The following is an 18,291-nucleotide window of genomic DNA, read 5'->3' as shown; positions in this document are numbered from 1 at the left end:
CTATCCAAGGACAGAGAGGTTCAGGGCTTCATTACCCGAATGTGGTTGAAATCACGCTTCAGTGCGTGAAGATGCTGCGAGAGTCGCCGTTGACTTGGGCAGCTGGTTTAGGAGAGATGATGCAAGGGTTGTGCCAGTTCTATTTAGGTTAGATTGCTTGGTTGATTGCCGGTGAGCTGATCAAATATTGCTCGCCAAATTTTTACTATATTGTCATCAATTCCTTTATCAGAAAGCTTTTTAAAGCTACTACGAAGATCTTTTGCTAATTCAACTTTCCAGCCTTGAGCTAGAGCATATTGATTGTCTTGAGCATATTTTTCCATTTGGGGAAGTATAGGAAGCTTAGAGTCAAAAATATCCTCAAACTCATCTTCTGTTTCTTTCATACGATATGTTCTAGAAAATAGTCGTGCTAACTCAGCAGTGGGCATTAAATCCTCAATTTCCCAATTACCTGCATTTAAGTATTTGTCAACTGCAATGAGCTTTTTCTGAGAGTCCGCATACAAATCACCTTTTAGATTGTTATACTTGTCTTTTCCTGACTTATCGGAATCTAATATAACAAAAGGTAGGTCATTTTCGCGCCCACTTAAAATACTAATGATAGGCGACATACCTCTAATTCCACCAGTTGGAATAAAAACCAGCTCCTTACTATTTTTATAAAAACCGTTTTTGATCATATAAAGTTTAATTAGAGAAAAGTAAATTTGATCTGAAGGACCTTCTACTAAAACTGGCTGACAACCTATTAACATAGTTTCAGAAACAGTTAGTCCAATTGCCGCATGAATTGGATAGATAGACTTTTCAGCAATGGCTTTGTTAGCCCTGAGATCAGATGAGACTAGTGTTTTACCCTCTTTACTGACGTACACTGCATGAACATCGCCTAGATTATCCGAATCAACTAGAAATGGTGAGTGGGTAGTATAAATAAGTTGGTTACTCTCGGATAATGATTGGAAAAATGTTAATAAATCGCTTTGTGCAATAGGATGTAAAGATATTCCTGGTTCATCTAAGAGTAAAATGCAATTTTCATGACTATCTTTGCTTTCTACTAAAAATACAAGAAAGAAGCTAAAAAACCATTGTAAACCACGACTTCTTCCTTCTAACTCTACTTCTTCAGTACGGATTTCATCACTAACCCAGATTCTAAAGTGATTACCATCAGCTTGAAATCTAAAGCGATAATTTCCCTGTTTCCACCACTCTTTAAATTTGCTAGTTAGCTTTGTGGATGCTGATTGTAAAAGTACCTCACGCTCTTTTTTATTAGCTTTTACAGTTTCGATATCATCTTCTTGTGGTTCCTCCAGCGTCTCTGAGGTTTTTTGAGTTTGATTATGATGGTAAACAGTATTCGTAATAACTCTAATAGGTAACGCTTCTTTGCCTAACTCCAGAATTTCTTCTGGGGATAAATTAACAAATTCAAAGAGTACTTTTAAGCTTCGAGCTTTTGACCGCTCTTTTTCTCCTAAATCAGTACGTTCAAAGTTTTTTATGACATGGGGTAAGTATATCTCGGAATCTAAATTTCCGTAGTCAGAGTAGTAAACAAAAGTTGGGAGAGCTTGGTATAATGCAAAAAAAGTTTCTTTGTCTAGACTTATATATTTTTTATCAATTGTTTTTAATAGAGGATTGATTATTTTACTTATTTCACCTTCATCGAATTTTTCCTTTAAATTATTATATATTGCGCTTAAGTCTTTTTCATTCAGATAATCATGGTAACTGGCTAGAGTAGCTCTAACAGATGTCAAACTATCTTCTTCCTCAGATTCCTTTTCATCAATGCTATCTAATAAAGAAATTAGTTTTTCCTTTGAAAAGGATGGAGCTGAATCGCTTAAATAGTTATAGCTATAGCTGCCTTTATAAGATCTCGCTAAAAGCATCTTTTTAAAAAAGCTCTGATTCCAGCCTGTTAGCTTTTCTAGTTTATGTGTTGTGGAGTGTGATAACTCAAACTCACATGTTATAAAAATCTCATCTCCTAAGGTATCTTTGTAGTCAGCATATTTTTTTCTCGGATAATCCTCTAAGGGGGTGATTAGCTCTTTATTAGCAGGCTTCATTTTCCAAAGAGCCAATAGTAAATTTGTTTTACCAGACTCGTTTGTTCCTACCAAGCAATTAACATCAGATATTTCTATCCAACACGAGTTCTCTACCGAGCGAAAATTTTCTACTTTAAAACGCAAGAGCTTAGTAGTCATGATACTTTTATCCTTTGGGGTTTGATAAAAATTATACCAAAACGATATCTCTTGCTTCCAGAGGTAAAAACTAAAAATGAAACTGTAATTGATCTGAGGTTTCAAATAGCAAGATAGTTATTTCAAAAAATTAATTTAAAAATTTTGGTGGCTCAAATTCAATATCCTGTTCCATAGCAAGTAACTCAACAATATTCTGTGTTTGATGATTAATTGAACCAGTGCGCCAACTTGCAATTTCTTCATCACTTACTTCGATATATTGATGTTGAGCACGCCACCGCATAATCGCATTAAAGATCTGTTTATTGCCGTCAAGTAGCTCTTGATAGCGTTCCTCAGCAATCAACACAGCTACAGATTCGCCATTTTTAGTTAAATGAACATCTTCACCTCTCTCAACAACATCAATTAGATTGACCAAATCATTTTCTGCTTCTTCAATAGTTACCTTTTTCATTGCCTGCTCCTTAGCCTAAGGCACAATCGTCATAAACAAATAAGTCGCGAAAATCACCAAATGCACCGCCCCCTGCATCACGGTCACGCGCCCGGTACTCATCGAAAGCGAGGTCACAAATAGCGATAACACCAAGAGCACAATTGATTTACTATCTAAGCCCAAGACCAAAGTCATATCCATTGCAATCGCAACTATGGCTACTACCGGAATGGTTAAACCAATCGTAGCGAGGGCAGAACCAAAGGCGAGGTTGAGACTGGTTTGGAGTTGATTATTGGCAGCAGCACGTAGCGCGGCAACACCTTCGGGCAATAGCACAATCGTAGCGATAATGACCCCAACTAATACTTCCGGTGCACCAATCGCGTGCACAAAGGTTTTCACTTCGGGCGAGAGTAGTTTGGCTGCTAACACCACGCTGACCAAACTTAATAATAAAAATAAACCACTGATGATCAGTAGTTTAATGGGTACTGCGGCTTGCTGTTCGGCTTCTTCGCGCATTTGGGTATTGAGGAAGTAATCGCGATGGCGCACCGCTTGCACAAACACGAATAGGATGTACAACACCAAGGACACAATCGCGACAAATACCAATTGGCTATCGGTGTAACGCGGCCCCGACATGCTGGTGGTGTAATTAGGTAGGATTAAAGTCAAGACTATAATCGCGGCTAGGGTGGTGAGGGCGGTGTAGCTGCCGGTTAAAATAAAGCGCTGTTCTCCAAAGCGAATTCCGCCAATTAAAAAGCTCAAACCCACGATTAAATTTAAAATGATCATGACGGTGGCAAAGACCGTGTCACGCGCTAATACGGTTGCCCCCGACTCCGCACTCATCATAATCGACACAATCAAGGACACCTCAATCACTGTGACCGCAAGTGCTAAGACTAAAGTCCCAAAGGGTTCACCAATCCCATAGGCTATGACTTCAGCATGATGCACCGCCGCTAACACACTCGCCATTAAACCAATCGCAAGGGCTGCACTATACCAACCGTTGAATTCAAAGCCCGTGAATTGTAGGGCTAATAAGCACAAGGTTAGGGCGGGCGCAATGAGCGTCCAAAGTGGTGGGCGAAGATTGGCATGAGTCATAGAGTAGGCACACAAGTTAAAAATTAGACTCAACAATGTAATGCAAAAACGCCTTAGCGCCCAGTTTTCCTAATAAATGCTAAGGAATGCAGTCTGTTACTCACTTTAAGTTGGCATTGATATTGCAGTGCAAACATTAAAGTGCAGTTTCAACGTCGAAGCACACTCCCTAAGTACCATGTGCGTGCTTAACAAGCGGGTAATGTAGCCCTGATCTGAGTTGGTAACCTCCTCCGCCAACTTGGGTCAGGGCTTTTTGTTTTTATAGGCTCTGAGGTTTTGATATGGCAAACAATAACCCTGAACGATTTAATCTGTTCGATTTCTCCAAGGCGAATATTCGCACCTTGCATTTAGGCTGGCTGGCGTTTTTCGTCAGTTTCATGGTGTGGTTTGTCCACGCCCCACTCATGCCCTTTATTCGGGAATCCTTGCAACTCACGGATATTCAGGTCAAAACCCTGCTCACCTTAAATGTGGCTTTGACTATTCCGGCGCGCATTGTGGTCGGGATGCTAGTGGATCGTTATGGCCCGCGCATTATGTATACCGCGATTTTGATTATTGGCGGTTTGATTACCTTAGCGTTTGCCTTAGCCCAAGATTACCAACAACTGGCCTTAACGCGCTTTCTAGCTGGATTCGTGGGCGCGGGTTTTGTGGTCGGGATTCGCTTAATTGCCGAATGGTTTCCGGCACGTCAAACCGGGATTGCCCAAGGGATTTACGGTGGCTGGGGTAATTTTGGCTCAGCGGGCGCGGCGTTTTTATTGCCTTCGATTGCGGTGTTAATTGGCGGCGAATATGGTTGGCGTTATGCAGTGGCTTTAGTCGGTTTAATCTCGATAGCTTACGGCTTATTTTACTACTGGCGCGTACGCAATACGCCCAAAGGCTCCACCTATTTCAAGCCTAAGAAAACCGGCGCACTGGAAGTGAGCAACGGCTTTGATTTAGTGCTCTACATAATCATGAATATCCCCATGTACGCGGCCTTGGCTTTAGTGGTGCATAGTTTATCGCCAGCCAAAATGAAAATGCTGTCCGAAACTACTACGGTGATTTTATATGCGGTGTTACTCGCCACTTATTTATTCCAAGTGTGGAAAATCTGGCAATTGAATAAGCACGTCTTAAAAGAGCAGGTACCCGAATTACAACGTTATTCCTTTACTCAAGTCGCGATTTTAGATTTGGCCTATATGGTGACCTTTGGTACAGAACTCGCGGTCGTGTCGATGCTGGCACTATTTTACGTGGATAATTTTGGCTTGGATAAAGTGACAGCGGGCATGTTAGCTGGCTCTTATGCCTTTATTAATCTGGTGGCGCGTCCGGCAGGTGGTTTTATTAGTGATCGTTTTGGGCGCAAGATGACTTTGATCGTGGTATTTATCGGTATCGCCGCGAGCTTCTTATTCTTGGGTCAAGTCGATTCGTCGTGGACGGTGTTGATGGTGATTATTGCTGCGACTTTGGGCGGGATTTTCTCCAAAGCCGGATCGGGCGCGGTGTATGCCATGGTGCCCTTGATTCAACGGCGTTTAACCGGACAAATCGCAGGTATGGTGGGCGCGTATGGCAATGTAGGTGGTGTGGTGTTTTTAACGGTGCTTGCCACCTTTAATACACCAATTTTCTTCATGACCATCGGCGGCATGGCGCTTATCGTATTGCTATTCATTATGCTGTTTTTGAAGGAACCCCAAGGCGCGATTGCAGAAGTGTTGCCCGATGGTACCGTACAAATGATCGAGGTGAAATAACTTGAAAGCCACCCTCACGGTCAGTCTCGGACAAGCCTCAATCGCAGGTGTGAAATCGGTCAATGAGGATTTTTACAGTGCTTGGCTACCGTCGGGTGTAAGTTTAGATAGCAAGGGTATGGCTCTTGCTATTGCTGATGGCGTGAGCGCCAGTACAGGCGGCAAACAAGCCAGCGAAGTCGCGGTTCGGCAATTTCTAGAGGATTACGCCAGCACGCCCGATTCGTGGACGGTGAAACACGCCGCACAAAAAGTTTTAAGTGCGTTAAATCTCTGGCTCTATAGCCAAGGTCAACGCCAATACGGCGAAACAGGCAGCCTCGCCACCACCTTTAGCGCCTTGATTTTAAAATCCCACAGCGCTTATGTGTTGCATATTGGTGATAGTCGCATTTACCGCTGGCAAAAGGGCGCTCTGGAGTGTCTGACCACCGATCACCGTATTCCATTTAAAAATCAACAAAGTTATTTAGCCCGCGCCTTGGGGATTGAGCCGCATTTAGAAATTGATTTTCGCACCCTCGAATTGAGCCAAGGCGATGTGTTCGTGCTCACCACCGATGGGGTGCATGATGTATTGAGTGATAGCGCTTTAGCACAACAATTAACTGCTTATCCTGATCTACAAACTTGCGCCGAGCAGATTGTCCAAGCCGCACTAGAAGCCAATAGCCAAGATAATATTACCTGCCAAATTGTGCGCATTGACTCCTTACCGGAGGTGAATCGTGAGTTGTTTTATCAGCAGCTCAGCCAATTACCGTTTCCGCCCGATTTAAAAGCGGGGCAGGTGCTAGATGGCTATAAAATTCTACGCGAATTGAACGCCACGTCTCGCAGCCAAGTTTATTTAGCCGAAGACACGTTCAACCAAAATCAGCAAGTAGTACTGAAAACCCCTTCGCAAAATTTTAATGATGATCTGGCTTATATTGACCTGTTTTTGCATGAAGAATGGGTAGCACAACGCCTTAATTCGCCGCATTTGATTAAGCTGCAAACCCGCGATGCTCGGGCACGTACTTGCTTGTATAGTGTGGTTGAATATGTGGCAGGGCAGACCTTACGCCAATGGATGCTCGATCATCCCGACCCCAGCATTGCACAGGTGCGGGCGACGGTGGATCAGATGGCGCGGGGTTTGCGGGCTATGCATCGCTTGGAGATGATTCATCAGGATTTAAAGCCGGATAATGTGTTGATTGATCAGCATAATACTTTAAAAATCATCGACTTTGGTTCGACATGCATAGCGGGTTTAATGGAGGTGCAAACCGTGTTGCAGCATAACCATATTGTCGGCACGGCGAGTTATTCCGCACCTGAATATTTTCAGGGCGCACGCGGTACCAATCGCTCGGATATTTTTTCCTTGGGCGTGATTGCCTACGAAATGCTGACCGAACAATTGCCCTTTGGCGAAATTGAACCGGAAAAGGCCAGCAAGCATAAATTTAATTACACGCCTGCCGCTTGGCATAACCCCAAAGTGCCGGAATGGGTGGATGCGGCCTTGGAAAAAGCCACTCAGCCGAATCCCGATAAGCGTTATGAGGTGTTGTCCGAGTTTATTGCCGATTTAACCCGCCCGAATGAGGGCTTACTGGCTAATCAACGCCAACGCCCGCTACTAGAACGTAATCCTTTGAAGTTTTGGAAATGGTTAGCGGGGTTGGAGTTGCTCCTCATTATCGGTTTATTAGTTTATTGTCTTTAAGCAGCAACCCGCTGCACTACATCAACCCCAATCCCATTCGGGTCGCGTAGGACAAAATGACGATCGCCCCAAGGCTCTTCGCGCAATGCCACTTCAATCGGCGCACCTAATGCTGTTAGGCGGGCATATTCAGCCTCTGCATCTACTACATCAATGGCAATCCACATGCCTTGCCCCTGAAAGGCGGCACGAAAAATCGGGGCTTGAGTAGTCAGTTCTGGTTGCATAAAACCTAACTCACTCTCAGCTAAACCCAAGAGTACAAACCAGCCCCCCTCGTCTTCATATAAGATTTCACAGCCAAATAAGTCTACATAAAAACTTTTTGATTCTTGCACTTTATCAGTGATGACACCGGTCCAGAATTTCATGGCTAACTCCTGAAAGGATGGGTTTGAGCCTTTATTATGGGCGTCAGTAGGGTGGGTCGTATTGTAAAAAAACGACTTAATTCAGGTGAAATTGGGTCGGTGTTAAACCAGTAAAACGCTTAAACTCATGATGCAAATGGCTTTGGTCGCTGTAATGAAGTTCTGCTGCGATTTCTGCTAGCGATAAGCGGCCTTGCTGGATTAACTGAGCCGCCCGCCGAAAGCGGGTGATAGCTGCAAATTGTTTAGCGGATAAGCCAACATACTGTTGGAATTGGCGTTCAAACTGACGCAGGCTCTTATTTACCTCTGCGGCAACGGTGTTGATGGAGCACGCACCAAAGCAGGTTTCTATCTTAACAATCGCTGCATCAAGCGCATTAAGTGCAGAGTGATGTGAGCAGGACTTAGCTAAACATTGATTAAGGGTCTGAAAAACAGTTTGGTTTTCGATAGCTTCAGCAATCAAGGCTAGATCAAGTTCAACTAAATCCTGTATCGCTGGTTGCTGATTGGTAAGTTCATGCGCAGGTAAATCTAATAAATAATGAATTTTCCCCGGCTTAAAACGAATACCTAAATAGTGGTTGCCCAGCGTGAGGCTCAATTCGGTTTTACGATTAGTCGTACCAAAGGCGGTGATTTGCGGGGGGGCATGACCCAATTCCAATACAATATCCACACTGCTATCTGGCCAGATCGTGTAGTGGGAATCGGTATTCTGATAACCCAGCCAATAATAAGCGATAACGCTTTGTAGCGAAGCAGCGGGCAGGGTACTGATTAGCGTATTGTCCATAGGTTGATTATAGCAAGGCTTTGAACTGTATACATTGCTCACAGCGCTTCAAGATTTTTTAGTAATCAAACCAAAGCGCTTGAAAATACGTTAATCGCCCATCTCATGCTATATCCAACGCAACTCAGTCGTGCATTTCCCTTAATAATTGCGTTCATTGCTTACGGTAGACTGCAAATCTCGCTACTATAGGACTTGCACCGTTAAATATTGAAAATAGTTCAGTCAGATGCAAAGAAAGTGCTAGTCATTGACCGTTATGATTAGCCCATAAAGATTCGTAGTTCTATCGAATCGTATGAACACCACCACAGTTGAATGACCGTTAGAGAAGTAAAAATGTTTGAAATTGATTCCAACTCCATTTGGCCGACCGGCTATTTAATCAACCCTATGCCTGAACCCATTGCCGATCGTTATTTGCAAGATTTCGATAATGTGCCGTCCTCCATTGTGAGCGATTGCTTGGGGCGTAATGTGGGGGCGTTGGGCGTGAAGCCTTATCATGGTTTCAAGCATATGTGCGGAACCGCAGTCACCGTGCGCGTGCGTCCGGGCGATAATCTCATGCTCCTCAAAGCCTTGGAAATGGCGCGCCCCAATGATGTGTTGGTAGTGGATGGCGGTGGCGATACCAGTCGTGCGATTGTGGGTGGGATTATGCGTGCGATGGCCATGAAAACTGGATTAGCGGGCATGGTCATTAATGGCGCGATTCGTGACCGCGAAGATTGGGCGCAAGGTGGTTTACCGGTTTATGCGTTAGCCTGCGTACATCGTGGCCCTAGTACCGATGCGACCGGCGAGATTAATGTGCCTGTGGCGTGTGCAGGTTTGGTGGTGAATCCGGGTGACTTGATTATTGGCGATGCGGATGGCGTGGTCGCGGTATGCCCTAGTAATTTAGACAAACTATTAGTGCAATGCCGCCATTTATTAGATCGGGAAAAAACCATTATGACGCAAATCGCGGATGGCACCTTACCGAAAGGGCGTTTTGATGCCTTATTACGTAGCAAAGGTTGCCCCATCTAACTAGTTTCAGGTGCATCTGCTGAATAGGGCAGGTGCACTACTTTAAGACTTGAGTAAGCGCCCCCATGGCTATCTTTTGGCTGGCTTCCTGCAACACCCAAGGCGCGTTGTATTCACCCGCAGGCAAAGCATCTTTAAGCGGATAAGCCAAGCCCAAACTCTGCGCGGCCTCGCGATATAAATCCACCCGATACACTGGCGCTAAAGCCTCACGCGCTTGCTCAATCGGTACGTGCCATTGTCCCGCCGCCTGCATACATTGCAAAAAATACTCGCCATGTGACTGCCAAGGCACATTCGCCGCATAACGCGCAAACACATGAAAATCCGGCACATAACGCTCCGGCTCCTCCAGCGCATAGCGATAATATCCTTGTAATGGTGCACACAGACTCAAAAGGGGGACATCGAGATACTGTGGTTTCGCCAAGGTCTCGGCAAATAATAGGCGATTACGTGCATCATCCAGCCAAATCGCCGCTTCTAATACAGCACTCACCAAAGCTAAATGCGTGTCAGGATGCGCCGCCGCCCACGTATTAGTCACCCCCAATACTTTATCAGGGCCATTGTGGATCAGGTCATAACTAGTCGCCGCCACACAGCCCATCCCAGTTTGCACCGCGATTTGATTCCACGGCTCGCCCGCACAAAACCCGTCAATGTGTCCCGCCTCCAAAGCTTGTACCATATGCGAAGGCGGCATAATGCGAATATCAATTTCAGTAGCTAAATCAAAACCGCCATCCTGCAACCACGCACGTAATAAATAATAATGCTGCGAAAACGGATAGACACAACCCAAGACCAAGCGCCGTTTTAAGGTTTGAGTTTGTAGTGCTTTTAAGCCGGTGGCACGTAGCGGAGTACTCTGTAAATACTCAGGAAACTGCTTGTGGATGCTAGCCATCAAGTTATTAGAGAGGGTAATCGCACTACCATTCAAGCCCAAACTGACGGCGGTTTGCATGGGGATACCTAAACCATCAATACCCAAAGTCGCTGCCAACGGCATGGGGGCGAGCATGTGCGCCGCGTCTAATTCTCCAAATGCCACGCGATCCCGAATATTCGCCCACGACACTTCACGCTGTAGCTCAACTTGCAAACCTTGCTTTTCAAAAAAACCACGTTCTTGAGCAGCAATTAAAATAGCGCAATCGGTGAGAGGTAAAAAGCCAATGCGTAGAGCGGTTTTCATGGCAAACTCCCTCCCAGTAACGCCATTGCGGCAATGAAATTGCGCGCAGCTTCACCGATTTTCATATTGCGATCCATCGCCATTTTACGCAGTAATTGATAAGCCTCTTCCTCGCTTAATTGCCGATGCTGCATGAGAATGCCTTTGGCTTTATCCACATCTTTGCGATCCGATAGGCGAGTTTTGTACTCTTCCAGCTCATTTTTAAGTTTTTGATGTTCTTGGAAACGCGCAATCGCCACTTCCAACACCGACTGCAGGCGTTTACTTGGCAAATCATCGACAATGTAAGCACTGACACCTGCATTAATCGCCGCACGCGTGGTTTCTAAGTCACTTTGCTGAGCAAAAAACACGATAGGTTTAGGCGTTTCGCGATTGACGTTATTTAAGGATTCCAGCGTGTCACGATCGGGGCTTTGCATGTCAATCAGGATAATATCGGGCTGATGGGTGCGTACTGCTGCCAATAAATGTTGGCTGGTGGCAAGACGAATAATCTGCTGATAGCCCGCCGTTTGTAGCGCCTGTTCTAAACTCGTGGCGCGTTCGGCATCGCTATCAACGAGCATGAGTTTGTACATTCAAAGTAGTCTCATTACCAGTTCAAGTTGAATCTCAAGCAAAAATTAGGCCAAGTACGTTCAGAGCTTGGGGTCAAGTTCAGATCTTTCTGGTTTAGTAACAGAAGAGTTGATGCTTACAGCCACTAAAGAAAACTTATTTTTGCTAGGGATTGACCGTATATTTAGTTTTAATTGACTCTAATTCTAACTTAAACTATAAAATTAACTTATGATTTAGATGTAGGTTAGAGTGTCAGCTCCCTAATATTATCTCAAGTAAAATCTTAAGATGAATCTGAACTTCAGAGTAAAGTTACAGATTTTTTAAGTAAACTTCTTTTTAAAGTGGGCTCAACTCTGAAATATTTAGAAGCGGCTTCTAAAGTTAACTGTTTAAATAGCAAAAACTTCTCTCTAAAAGTGCTGAGCAAGTTCAGCACTTTTGATGCAATCAATCTAAAACCAACTTGAATCTATCTCTTTAGGAGCATATAGCTTATATCCATAGCTCAGTATGCTGGAGGCAAATAAGTGTGATAGGAGTCGATCATGCAGCCCAACACTATACAAAGCTTAATTCCTCGCGATAATGAAGGTTATCTGCTCAACCCTGAAGATTGGTCGGAAGAACTGGCGCAAGCTTTAGCCTTAGAAGCAGAGTTTGAATTAGTCGGTGAGCAGCGTGAAGTGGTTTGGTTTGTGCGTGAGTACTTTGAGCAGCATGCGAGTGTGCCAGAAGCACGTAAAGTTTTGAAGTTTATGAAAGAACAATGGGGTGTGGAAAAAGCCACCCGCAAATATTTATATACACTCTTCCCTCGCGGTTATGCGCAGCAAGCCTGTAAAGTGGCTGGCATGCGCAAACCGTTGAAGTTAATGCTGGATTTGTAAGTTATTTCCAACCGACTTTGTCCATCATGATTAGAGCTGCTTGGTTATAACGCCCTAGTAAACTGAGATTCAAAGCATCCGTTTTAAATTTTCCCCAAGCTTGAAGTTGATCCGCCGCTGGAATATTCATTTTCACTGGATATTCCCCATTCGTAGTCGAATACCAGCGCTGGGCATCATCCAAAACCATATATTCTAAAAGTTTCACCGCATTCGCTTTATTCGGTGCTGAAGCCGTTACACCTGCGCCGCTAATATTGATATGCGTACCGCGATCCCCCTGGTTTGGGAAGAAAATACCAACTTTTTGAGCCGCTGTTTTTTGAGTCGCATCGCCCCCATATAACATCTGTGCATAGTAATAGGTATTGGCTAAAGCTAGATCGCATTGACCTGCAGCGACTGCTTTGATTTGATCTCTATCGCCCCCACTCGGCGGTTTAGCCAAATTGCTGACTAGGCTTTTTGCCCATGCTTCCGTAGCAGCAGCCCCCTTACTTGCAATCATTGAAGCGAGTAGCGATTGATTATAAATGCTCGTCGAGGAACGCACACAAATGCGTCCTGTCCATTTGGGGTCAGCGAGATTTTCATAGCTGGACAGCTCTTGAGGATTGACCGTAGCTTTATTATAGAAAATCACCCGCGCCCGATAAGTTAAGCCAAACCAGCGATTTTGAGGATCACGTAAATGAGCAGGGATGGCTTGCTGGAGCTTGGAGGATTGAATCGCTTGTAAACTGCCTTGCTCAGTCGCCCGATACAGCCGTCCTGCATCCGCGGTAATCAGTAGATCAGCGGGTGAGTTTGCACCCTCACGCTTGAGTCGCTCCAGTAAAGGATCATCATCAGCAGTAATTAGATTGACTTGAATCCCAGTGTCTTTAGTAAAAGCATCTAAGAGCGGCTTAATTAGTTGTTCTTCGCGCGCGGAATAAACATTTACGGTCTCACTAGCCACAGCGGTATTCAGGCTGACTAGGCTAATTAGGCTTAGAGTAAAGCGTTTTAACATACTGAGTTTCCTTTACACATCAGCCCAACGGCGAATGAGATTGTGATAAATACTGGATAGCTGTACGACTTGCGGATGATTCAAGCCAAATGAACTGGCTAGGTTTTGAATATTTTGATCAAGATCATAGAGGAGGGTACGTTCACCAGCATCGCGTACCATGCTTTGTAGCCAGAAAAAGGAGCAGACTCGCGCCCCTGCCGTCACTGCTTCAACTCGATGTAAACTGGTCGAGGGGTAGAGTACTAAATCACCCGCTGCAAGCTTCACTGCTTGTGCGCCGTAATTGTCTTCAATAATTAATTCACCACCGCTGTATTCTTCAGGTTCACTCAAGAAAAGCGTGCAAGAAAGATCCGTCCTAATCCGCACAATCGTTCTAGGTACATGGCGAATCGAGTTGTCGACATGTAGGCCAAACTGCCCACCCTTTTCATAACGATTAAATAAGGGTGGGAAAATCTTTAAAGGGAGCGCAGCGGAGATAAATTGCGGAGTTTGTGCCAAAGCATCCAGAATGAGATTGCCAATTTCATTAGCTAAGGGTGAATTTTCAGGGAGCTGACTATTGCATTTCACCGCTGCAGATTGCTCGCCTGCAGTAATTTTTCCGTCAACCCATTCAACTGCATCCATCCGCTCGCGGCAAGCAGTAACTTGAGCCTTACTAAGAACCTTGGGTATACAAATCAGCATTGCCTTGTTGTCCTCATGCTAGAACTCGACCCCACCAAGTGGCAGGGCAGAGCACCTTCGATGGAATGGGAAGAAGCCTTCAGAAGTCGTAAGTTAAACTCACATTGGTAGTGCGTCCGGGGGCGACATACACAAACGGTGAGCTGCTGCGGTAGAGTGCTTCATAAATAGTCTTATCCGTTGCATTTTTGACATTTAATTGAGCGGTAAGCTGCTTATTGATTTTGTATTCAGCCATCAAATCTAAGCGGTTGCTAGCCTGCAGTTTTAAACCTTCACCGGTGTAGGCGTTCACTGCAGTTGCAGCAAAAGTACCCCCTTTAATTTCTCCGGTATGAATCACACTACCGCCAAAAGATAATTGGGGGGTTGCTTGGTATTTAGCTTGAAGACTGGCACTTTTCTCTGCCACATTCGCTAAGTCTTTACCAATCGCATTCGGATCAGCCGAGTCGGTAATTTTGGTATTCATGAAGACCGCTCCACCCGACACGCTTAGCTTAGGATGCACATTTCCAGAGACACCGAACTCCACACCGCGCAATTTAACCGCACCGGTTTGGCTAATCACTTGGCTTTCACGTGAGCCGGTGACCTCAATTTTATTTTTCTTAGTGGTTTGGAACGTAGCTGCGCTCAGACCTAAATTGCCATTGACTAAATCCCATTTAGTGCCAAATTCTAAGCTCTGATTTTTTTCTGGTTTTTTCAAAGCTGCTGAGGCTGGAGTGATGCCACCGTAATCCACCCCACCTGCATCAAACATTTCACCCGGTAAATTAGACGAGGTGCTAATCGACGCATAAATGCTGCCATTTTCCGCAGGCTTATAGACAATACCAGCATGACCATTCACAAAGCTGGTGTTATCTTGTGAGTCACTATTGCGGTCATAAGTGCCTTCGCGGGCTTGACGTTTAATTTTGAAAGTATCATGGCGCAAGCCCCCGAAGACTTCCCACTTTTTCGTTAGCTTAGCGGTATCCATGACATAGAAAGACTGTACATCCGCTTTAACTTTTGAGGTGCTCTCACTACGGCCTTTAATCCCTGGGGCAGTCGCATGATTGTCAGGATTGAGCACATTTAAGTTCGGTGCTGGTACCCCATTGGGGTTAGTGTTTGCATCATAAGTATTGAGCACATAACCCTGATTAGTGACTTTTTCTTGGCTGATTTCAAAGCCTGCTGCTAGGTTGTGCTCCACGTCACCTGTATGGAATTCGTGAGTGATCTGTGTGGTGTTGCCAATAAATTTATTGGTGAAGCCCGCAGTTGATGCGCGATTCGTCATCGTGCTAGAGCCAGTTAAGGGGGCTGGAGCGGTAGCATCCCGAGCTGTCCAGTTGGATGGAGTCGAGACGACATAATCATTGGTTGTTTTGCCTGCACGGGTTTTACTATTAAGGCTCGTATTTTCAGAAAGTTTGGCGTCCACCGTCCCAGTGAATACATCAGCGCTGGTTTCTTGGAAATCACGTCCTACAATCCCATAGAAATTATTGCGATCAACTTTAGCGGGTTGGTTAGTATAGGTATCCCAAGGAATTCCGCGATCCGGCATACCATCAGTACGTAAATGGTAATAGTCTACTAAAACAGCTACTTGGTCATTGACTTGGTAATCAGCGGCTAAAGCTGCACCGTAACGCTGGTCAAACACTTCATCACGTCCAGCCACAGCGGAGTCTTGAGCCATTAAGTTAGCCCGAACATTTAGTTTTTCATTGAGCGCACGATTAGCATCTAAGGTTATCCGTTGATCATCACCTAAGGTGATGCCTGCTTTAGTGAAGTTAGTAGCTTGGGGTTTCTTTGAAACGCTATTGACTGCACCACCTGTAGTTCCTCGTCCTGCAAAGGTAGAGCTTGGACCTTTGGCGATTTCAACCTGTTCGGTGGCGAATACTTCACGAGTGGTGACACCCGGATCACGCATTCCATCTACAAACATATCACCGCGTGCATCAAAGCCGCGAATAATAAAACGGTCACCTTGTGCATTACCGCCTTCACCTGTACCTAAGGTAATCCCGGGTTGAGTGCGCATAAGGTCGCGTAAAGCAGTGGTATTGGCATCTTCTAACTGTTCCTTACCTACTACGGTAATCGTTTTAGACACATTCAAGAGCGGCTCGGTGAATTTATTATTAGCCGATTTATTAATCTTGTAGGGTGCATCTTTAGCTGCATTGGGATTGGAACCTTTTTCCACTTTTTGCCCTGCAACAGAAACCCCTTCTAACGAAGTAATTGCTTGAGCCTCTGTTGTGCTGCTAGTGCTATCAGCCTGAGCAAGATAAGGTAAAGCCAGCATTAAGAGCGCTGAACTAGTTAACATACTATCGGCTAAAGGCTTAGTCGAGCTTCTGAGGGTAAGAGGTTGTTTGAGCTGGCTCACCAGATTCTCCTTCAAGAATACACAAGCATTAGGGTAAATGTTGGGCATCCGTGGCTAATCTGGCTATACGATGCATTAAGGGTGCATACGATAATCATTCTCAATTAAGGCTGTCAAGCGCTTGCAATCAAAAATAAGAATAATTATCATTTTCTTAACTTCGCTACTGCCCCTAGCCATTGAATCCAGTTAATTTCATAGCCAACGGCAGGTTTTAATCTTAATAAATCAGTTATTTATAGGATATTACCTTGGGTATGGATTTTCTGAAGCTGCATCTAGATCAGCTGGTATTGGGAACCTTGGGGTTCATGAGCTTTGTGATGATTGCCTTGGCAGTTGAGCGGTATTTGTACTATTGGCGGGTCAACTTAACGACATTTGAGCATTTAGAATTACTCAAAATAGCATTGACCCGTAATCTCACCACGATTTCTAGCGTCGGTTCGAATGCTCCTTATATTGGTCTCTTGGGTACTGTCCTTGGCATCTTAGTGACTTTCAATGATATGGGGCAGGGTGGCAAGATTGATGTGAATACCATCATGTTAGGCTTAGCGATGGCTTTAAAAGCAACAGCGGCAGGCTTATTGGTGGCAATTCCTGCGATTCTTTTTTACAACGGCCTCTTACGCAAAGTAGAAGTGTTGATTTCGCGCTGGGCGGCTTTACAGGATGGGAAAGCATGAAGCGTTTTGATCAGATCAATATGATTCCCTTCATTGATATCATGTTGGTTTTACTCGCTATTGTGCTGACTACCGCAACTTTTGTCTCACAAGGGTTGATTGAAGTGAACTTGCCAAATGCACAACAAGTCAGTGAAGCCCCGGGGGATAAAGAGCCTTTAGAAATTGCGATTAATGCCCAAAATGAGTTGTTTTTTGCTGGCGAAAAGCTCAACCATGAGGATTTAGCCCAACGCTTGACTAGTTTAAGCACTGATACTTTGATCGTATTACGGATAGATAAAGCGGCGGTATTTGAATCGTTTGTGAAGCTGATTGATTTATTGAAACAACATCAATTTAAAAACCTTTCTATTCAAGCTCAACAAACCTTATGAAAGCTAATCAAATGACTGGGTTTATCGTATCAACGGTGCTGCATACAGGTTTAGCGCTCGTTTTATTACCTCTATTATGGGCTAATGAGCAAAAACCAGCAGAACCAGAACCTATTTTATTAGAGTTGAGTACTTTTGAGCCACCACCGCCACCGCCTGTAGTTATTCCAGAACCTGTGGCTGAAACACCTATTACTTCAGAGCCACCACCGCCTGAGCCTATCGTTGCAGAGCCAACGTTCGAACCACCACCGCCTAAAAAAGAAAAACCAGTCAAGCCACCGAAAGCTGCTCCCAAACCAGTAGAGGAAAACAAACCGGAACCACCACCAGAGCTGAAAACTGCTGTGGAGCAACCTTTACCCAAGCCCGAACCTGATCCTGCCTTACTGCAGCAACAAGAACAGGAAAGACAACGCCTTGCTGCTTTGCGTGAACAACGTCAGCATGAATTTGTTGAGAAACAGCAACAAGAGCAAGAGCGCCAGCGATTAGCACAGCAGAAGCAACAAGAACAAGCCAAACGTCGTGCTGAATGGGGACAAGCTCAACAACGCGAGGCAGCCAAAAAACGACAAGCAGAAACTAAAGCCAAAGCAGAGCAGCAGGAAAAATTTGCACATACGGCGGCTGTACAGTCTAAGCCAGTGCTAGCACAAGCTGCCCATAACTCCAGTAGTGCTATGCCTTTGATTAGTAACCCACGCTATCGCAATCCGCCTTCGCCCCCTGAATACCCACGACGCGCCTTGGAGGCAGGGATTGAAGGTACGGTACTCGTTCGTGTGACTATTAGTGCTGAAGGTAGGATTATGGCTGCCCTGGTGCATCAATCTTCCGGTAATGCAAGCTTAGACGCAGCTGCACTTAAAGCAGTGCGCAGTTGGGCATTTCTGCCTGCACAACGTGATGGCAAAACAATTCCTTCCATTGTGCAATTGCCAGTGCGGTTTAAAATCAGTTAAG

The 18,291-nt window shown here is 44.9% G+C and carries 17 protein-coding genes; 7 read left to right on the top strand and 10 right to left on the bottom strand.

Annotated elements, in window-relative coordinates:
* Positions 1-143 precede the first annotated feature (143 nt).
* The 3 genes from Q0230_RS08050 to Q0230_RS08040 all read right to left on the bottom strand — a co-directional run bounded on the left by Q0230_RS08050 (position 144) and on the right by Q0230_RS08040 (position 3,801).
* Entirely contained in the window at positions 144-2,237 is a 2,094-nt protein-coding gene (locus Q0230_RS08050) for an AAA family ATPase (protein WP_298609392.1), read from the bottom strand.
* 130 nt (positions 2,238-2,367) lie between these two features.
* The gene (locus tag Q0230_RS08045) at positions 2,368-2,697 is read right to left on the bottom strand and encodes a type II toxin-antitoxin system Phd/YefM family antitoxin (protein ID WP_298609390.1); all 330 of its coding nucleotides are present in this window, start codon (positions 2,695-2,697) and stop codon (positions 2,368-2,370) included.
* 15 nt (positions 2,698-2,712) lie between these two features.
* Positions 2,713-3,801 (bottom strand): ionic transporter y4hA, encoded by a 1,089-nt coding sequence (locus Q0230_RS08040; RefSeq protein WP_298609389.1) that lies wholly within the window; start codon positions 3,799-3,801, stop codon positions 2,713-2,715.
* Positions 3,802-4,085: 284 nt separating this feature from the next.
* Here Q0230_RS08040 and Q0230_RS08035 point away from each other — a divergent pair, with 284 nt between their 5' ends.
* Positions 4,086-5,567 carry a NarK family nitrate/nitrite MFS transporter gene (locus Q0230_RS08035; protein ID WP_298609387.1) on the top strand — a complete coding sequence of 494 codons (1,482 nt, stop codon included), beginning with the start codon at positions 4,086-4,088 and terminating at the stop codon, positions 5,565-5,567.
* A gap of 1 nt (position 5,568) precedes the next feature.
* Positions 5,569-7,284, top strand: coding sequence for a bifunctional protein-serine/threonine kinase/phosphatase (locus tag Q0230_RS08030; RefSeq protein WP_298609386.1), 1,716 nt, complete (start codon positions 5,569-5,571; stop codon positions 7,282-7,284).
* Here Q0230_RS08030 and Q0230_RS08025 read toward each other — a convergent pair.
* Together Q0230_RS08025 and Q0230_RS08020 are read right to left on the bottom strand one after the other, a co-directional pair.
* A complete protein-coding gene (locus Q0230_RS08025) occupies positions 7,281-7,655 on the bottom strand; it encodes a VOC family protein (RefSeq protein WP_298609385.1) in 375 nt (124 codons plus the stop codon). The genes Q0230_RS08030 and Q0230_RS08025 overlap by 4 nt on opposite strands.
* A 76-nt stretch (positions 7,656-7,731) precedes the next feature.
* The gene (locus tag Q0230_RS08020) at positions 7,732-8,454 is read right to left on the bottom strand and encodes an AraC family transcriptional regulator (RefSeq protein ID WP_298609383.1); all 723 of its coding nucleotides are present in this window, start codon (positions 8,452-8,454) and stop codon (positions 7,732-7,734) included.
* Positions 8,455-8,793: 339 nt separating this feature from the next.
* Between Q0230_RS08020 and Q0230_RS08015 the strand changes: the two genes are divergently transcribed.
* Complete coding sequence (locus Q0230_RS08015) at positions 8,794-9,489, top strand: RraA family protein (RefSeq protein WP_298609382.1); 696 nt, start codon at positions 8,794-8,796, stop codon at positions 9,487-9,489.
* A 37-nt stretch (positions 9,490-9,526) separates the two neighbouring features.
* Here the strand turns inward: Q0230_RS08015 and Q0230_RS08010 are convergent, their stop codons facing one another.
* Positions 9,527-10,690, bottom strand: a complete 1,164-nt coding sequence (locus tag Q0230_RS08010; protein WP_298609381.1) for a CmpA/NrtA family ABC transporter substrate-binding protein — start codon at positions 10,688-10,690, stop codon at positions 9,527-9,529.
* Entirely contained in the window at positions 10,687-11,274 is a 588-nt protein-coding gene (locus Q0230_RS08005; protein WP_298609380.1) for an ANTAR domain-containing response regulator, read from the bottom strand. The genes Q0230_RS08010 and Q0230_RS08005 overlap by 4 nt, the downstream gene beginning before the upstream one ends.
* Before the next feature lie 531 nt (positions 11,275-11,805).
* Here Q0230_RS08005 and Q0230_RS08000 point away from each other — a divergent pair.
* The gene (locus Q0230_RS08000) at positions 11,806-12,147 is read left to right on the top strand and encodes a TusE/DsrC/DsvC family sulfur relay protein (RefSeq protein ID WP_298609379.1); all 342 of its coding nucleotides are present in this window, start codon (positions 11,806-11,808) and stop codon (positions 12,145-12,147) included.
* 1 nt (position 12,148) lies between these two features.
* Here the strand turns inward: Q0230_RS08000 and Q0230_RS07995 are convergent, their stop codons facing one another.
* The 3 genes from Q0230_RS07995 to Q0230_RS07985 form a co-directional block, all read right to left on the bottom strand.
* Positions 12,149-13,162, bottom strand: coding sequence for a Fe(3+) ABC transporter substrate-binding protein (locus Q0230_RS07995; RefSeq protein WP_298609378.1), 1,014 nt, complete (start codon positions 13,160-13,162; stop codon positions 12,149-12,151).
* A gap of 12 nt (positions 13,163-13,174) precedes the next feature.
* A complete protein-coding gene (locus Q0230_RS07990) occupies positions 13,175-13,858 on the bottom strand; it encodes a Fe2+-dependent dioxygenase (protein WP_298609377.1) in 684 nt (227 codons plus the stop codon).
* A gap of 79 nt (positions 13,859-13,937) precedes the next feature.
* Positions 13,938-16,259 (bottom strand): TonB-dependent siderophore receptor, encoded by a 2,322-nt coding sequence (locus tag Q0230_RS07985; protein ID WP_298609376.1) that lies wholly within the window; start codon positions 16,257-16,259, stop codon positions 13,938-13,940.
* Between the two features lie 257 nt (positions 16,260-16,516).
* On the opposite strand from Q0230_RS07985, the gene exbB reads away from it, so the two are divergent.
* Genes exbB through Q0230_RS07970 form a run of 3 tightly spaced genes read left to right on the top strand, consistent with a single transcriptional unit; the run spans position 16,517 to position 18,290 of the window.
* A complete protein-coding gene (gene exbB, locus Q0230_RS07980) occupies positions 16,517-16,948 on the top strand; it encodes a TonB-system energizer ExbB (RefSeq protein WP_298609375.1) in 432 nt (143 codons plus the stop codon).
* The gene (exbD, locus tag Q0230_RS07975; protein WP_298609374.1) at positions 16,945-17,325 is read left to right on the top strand and encodes a TonB system transport protein ExbD; all 381 of its coding nucleotides are present in this window, start codon (positions 16,945-16,947) and stop codon (positions 17,323-17,325) included. The genes exbB and exbD overlap by 4 nt, the downstream gene beginning before the upstream one ends.
* The gene (locus Q0230_RS07970; protein WP_298609373.1) at positions 17,322-18,290 is read left to right on the top strand and encodes an energy transducer TonB; all 969 of its coding nucleotides are present in this window, start codon (positions 17,322-17,324) and stop codon (positions 18,288-18,290) included. Before exbD ends, Q0230_RS07970 begins: the two co-directional genes overlap by 4 nt.
* Position 18,291 lies beyond the last annotated feature (1 nt).

This window comes from uncultured Thiothrix sp., from assembly GCF_937876535.1.
Lineage (GTDB): Bacteria > Pseudomonadota > Gammaproteobacteria > Thiotrichales > Thiotrichaceae > Thiolinea.
The sequence above is the reverse complement of the archived record's forward strand: the minus strand, read 5'-3'. Positions and strand labels throughout refer to the sequence as shown.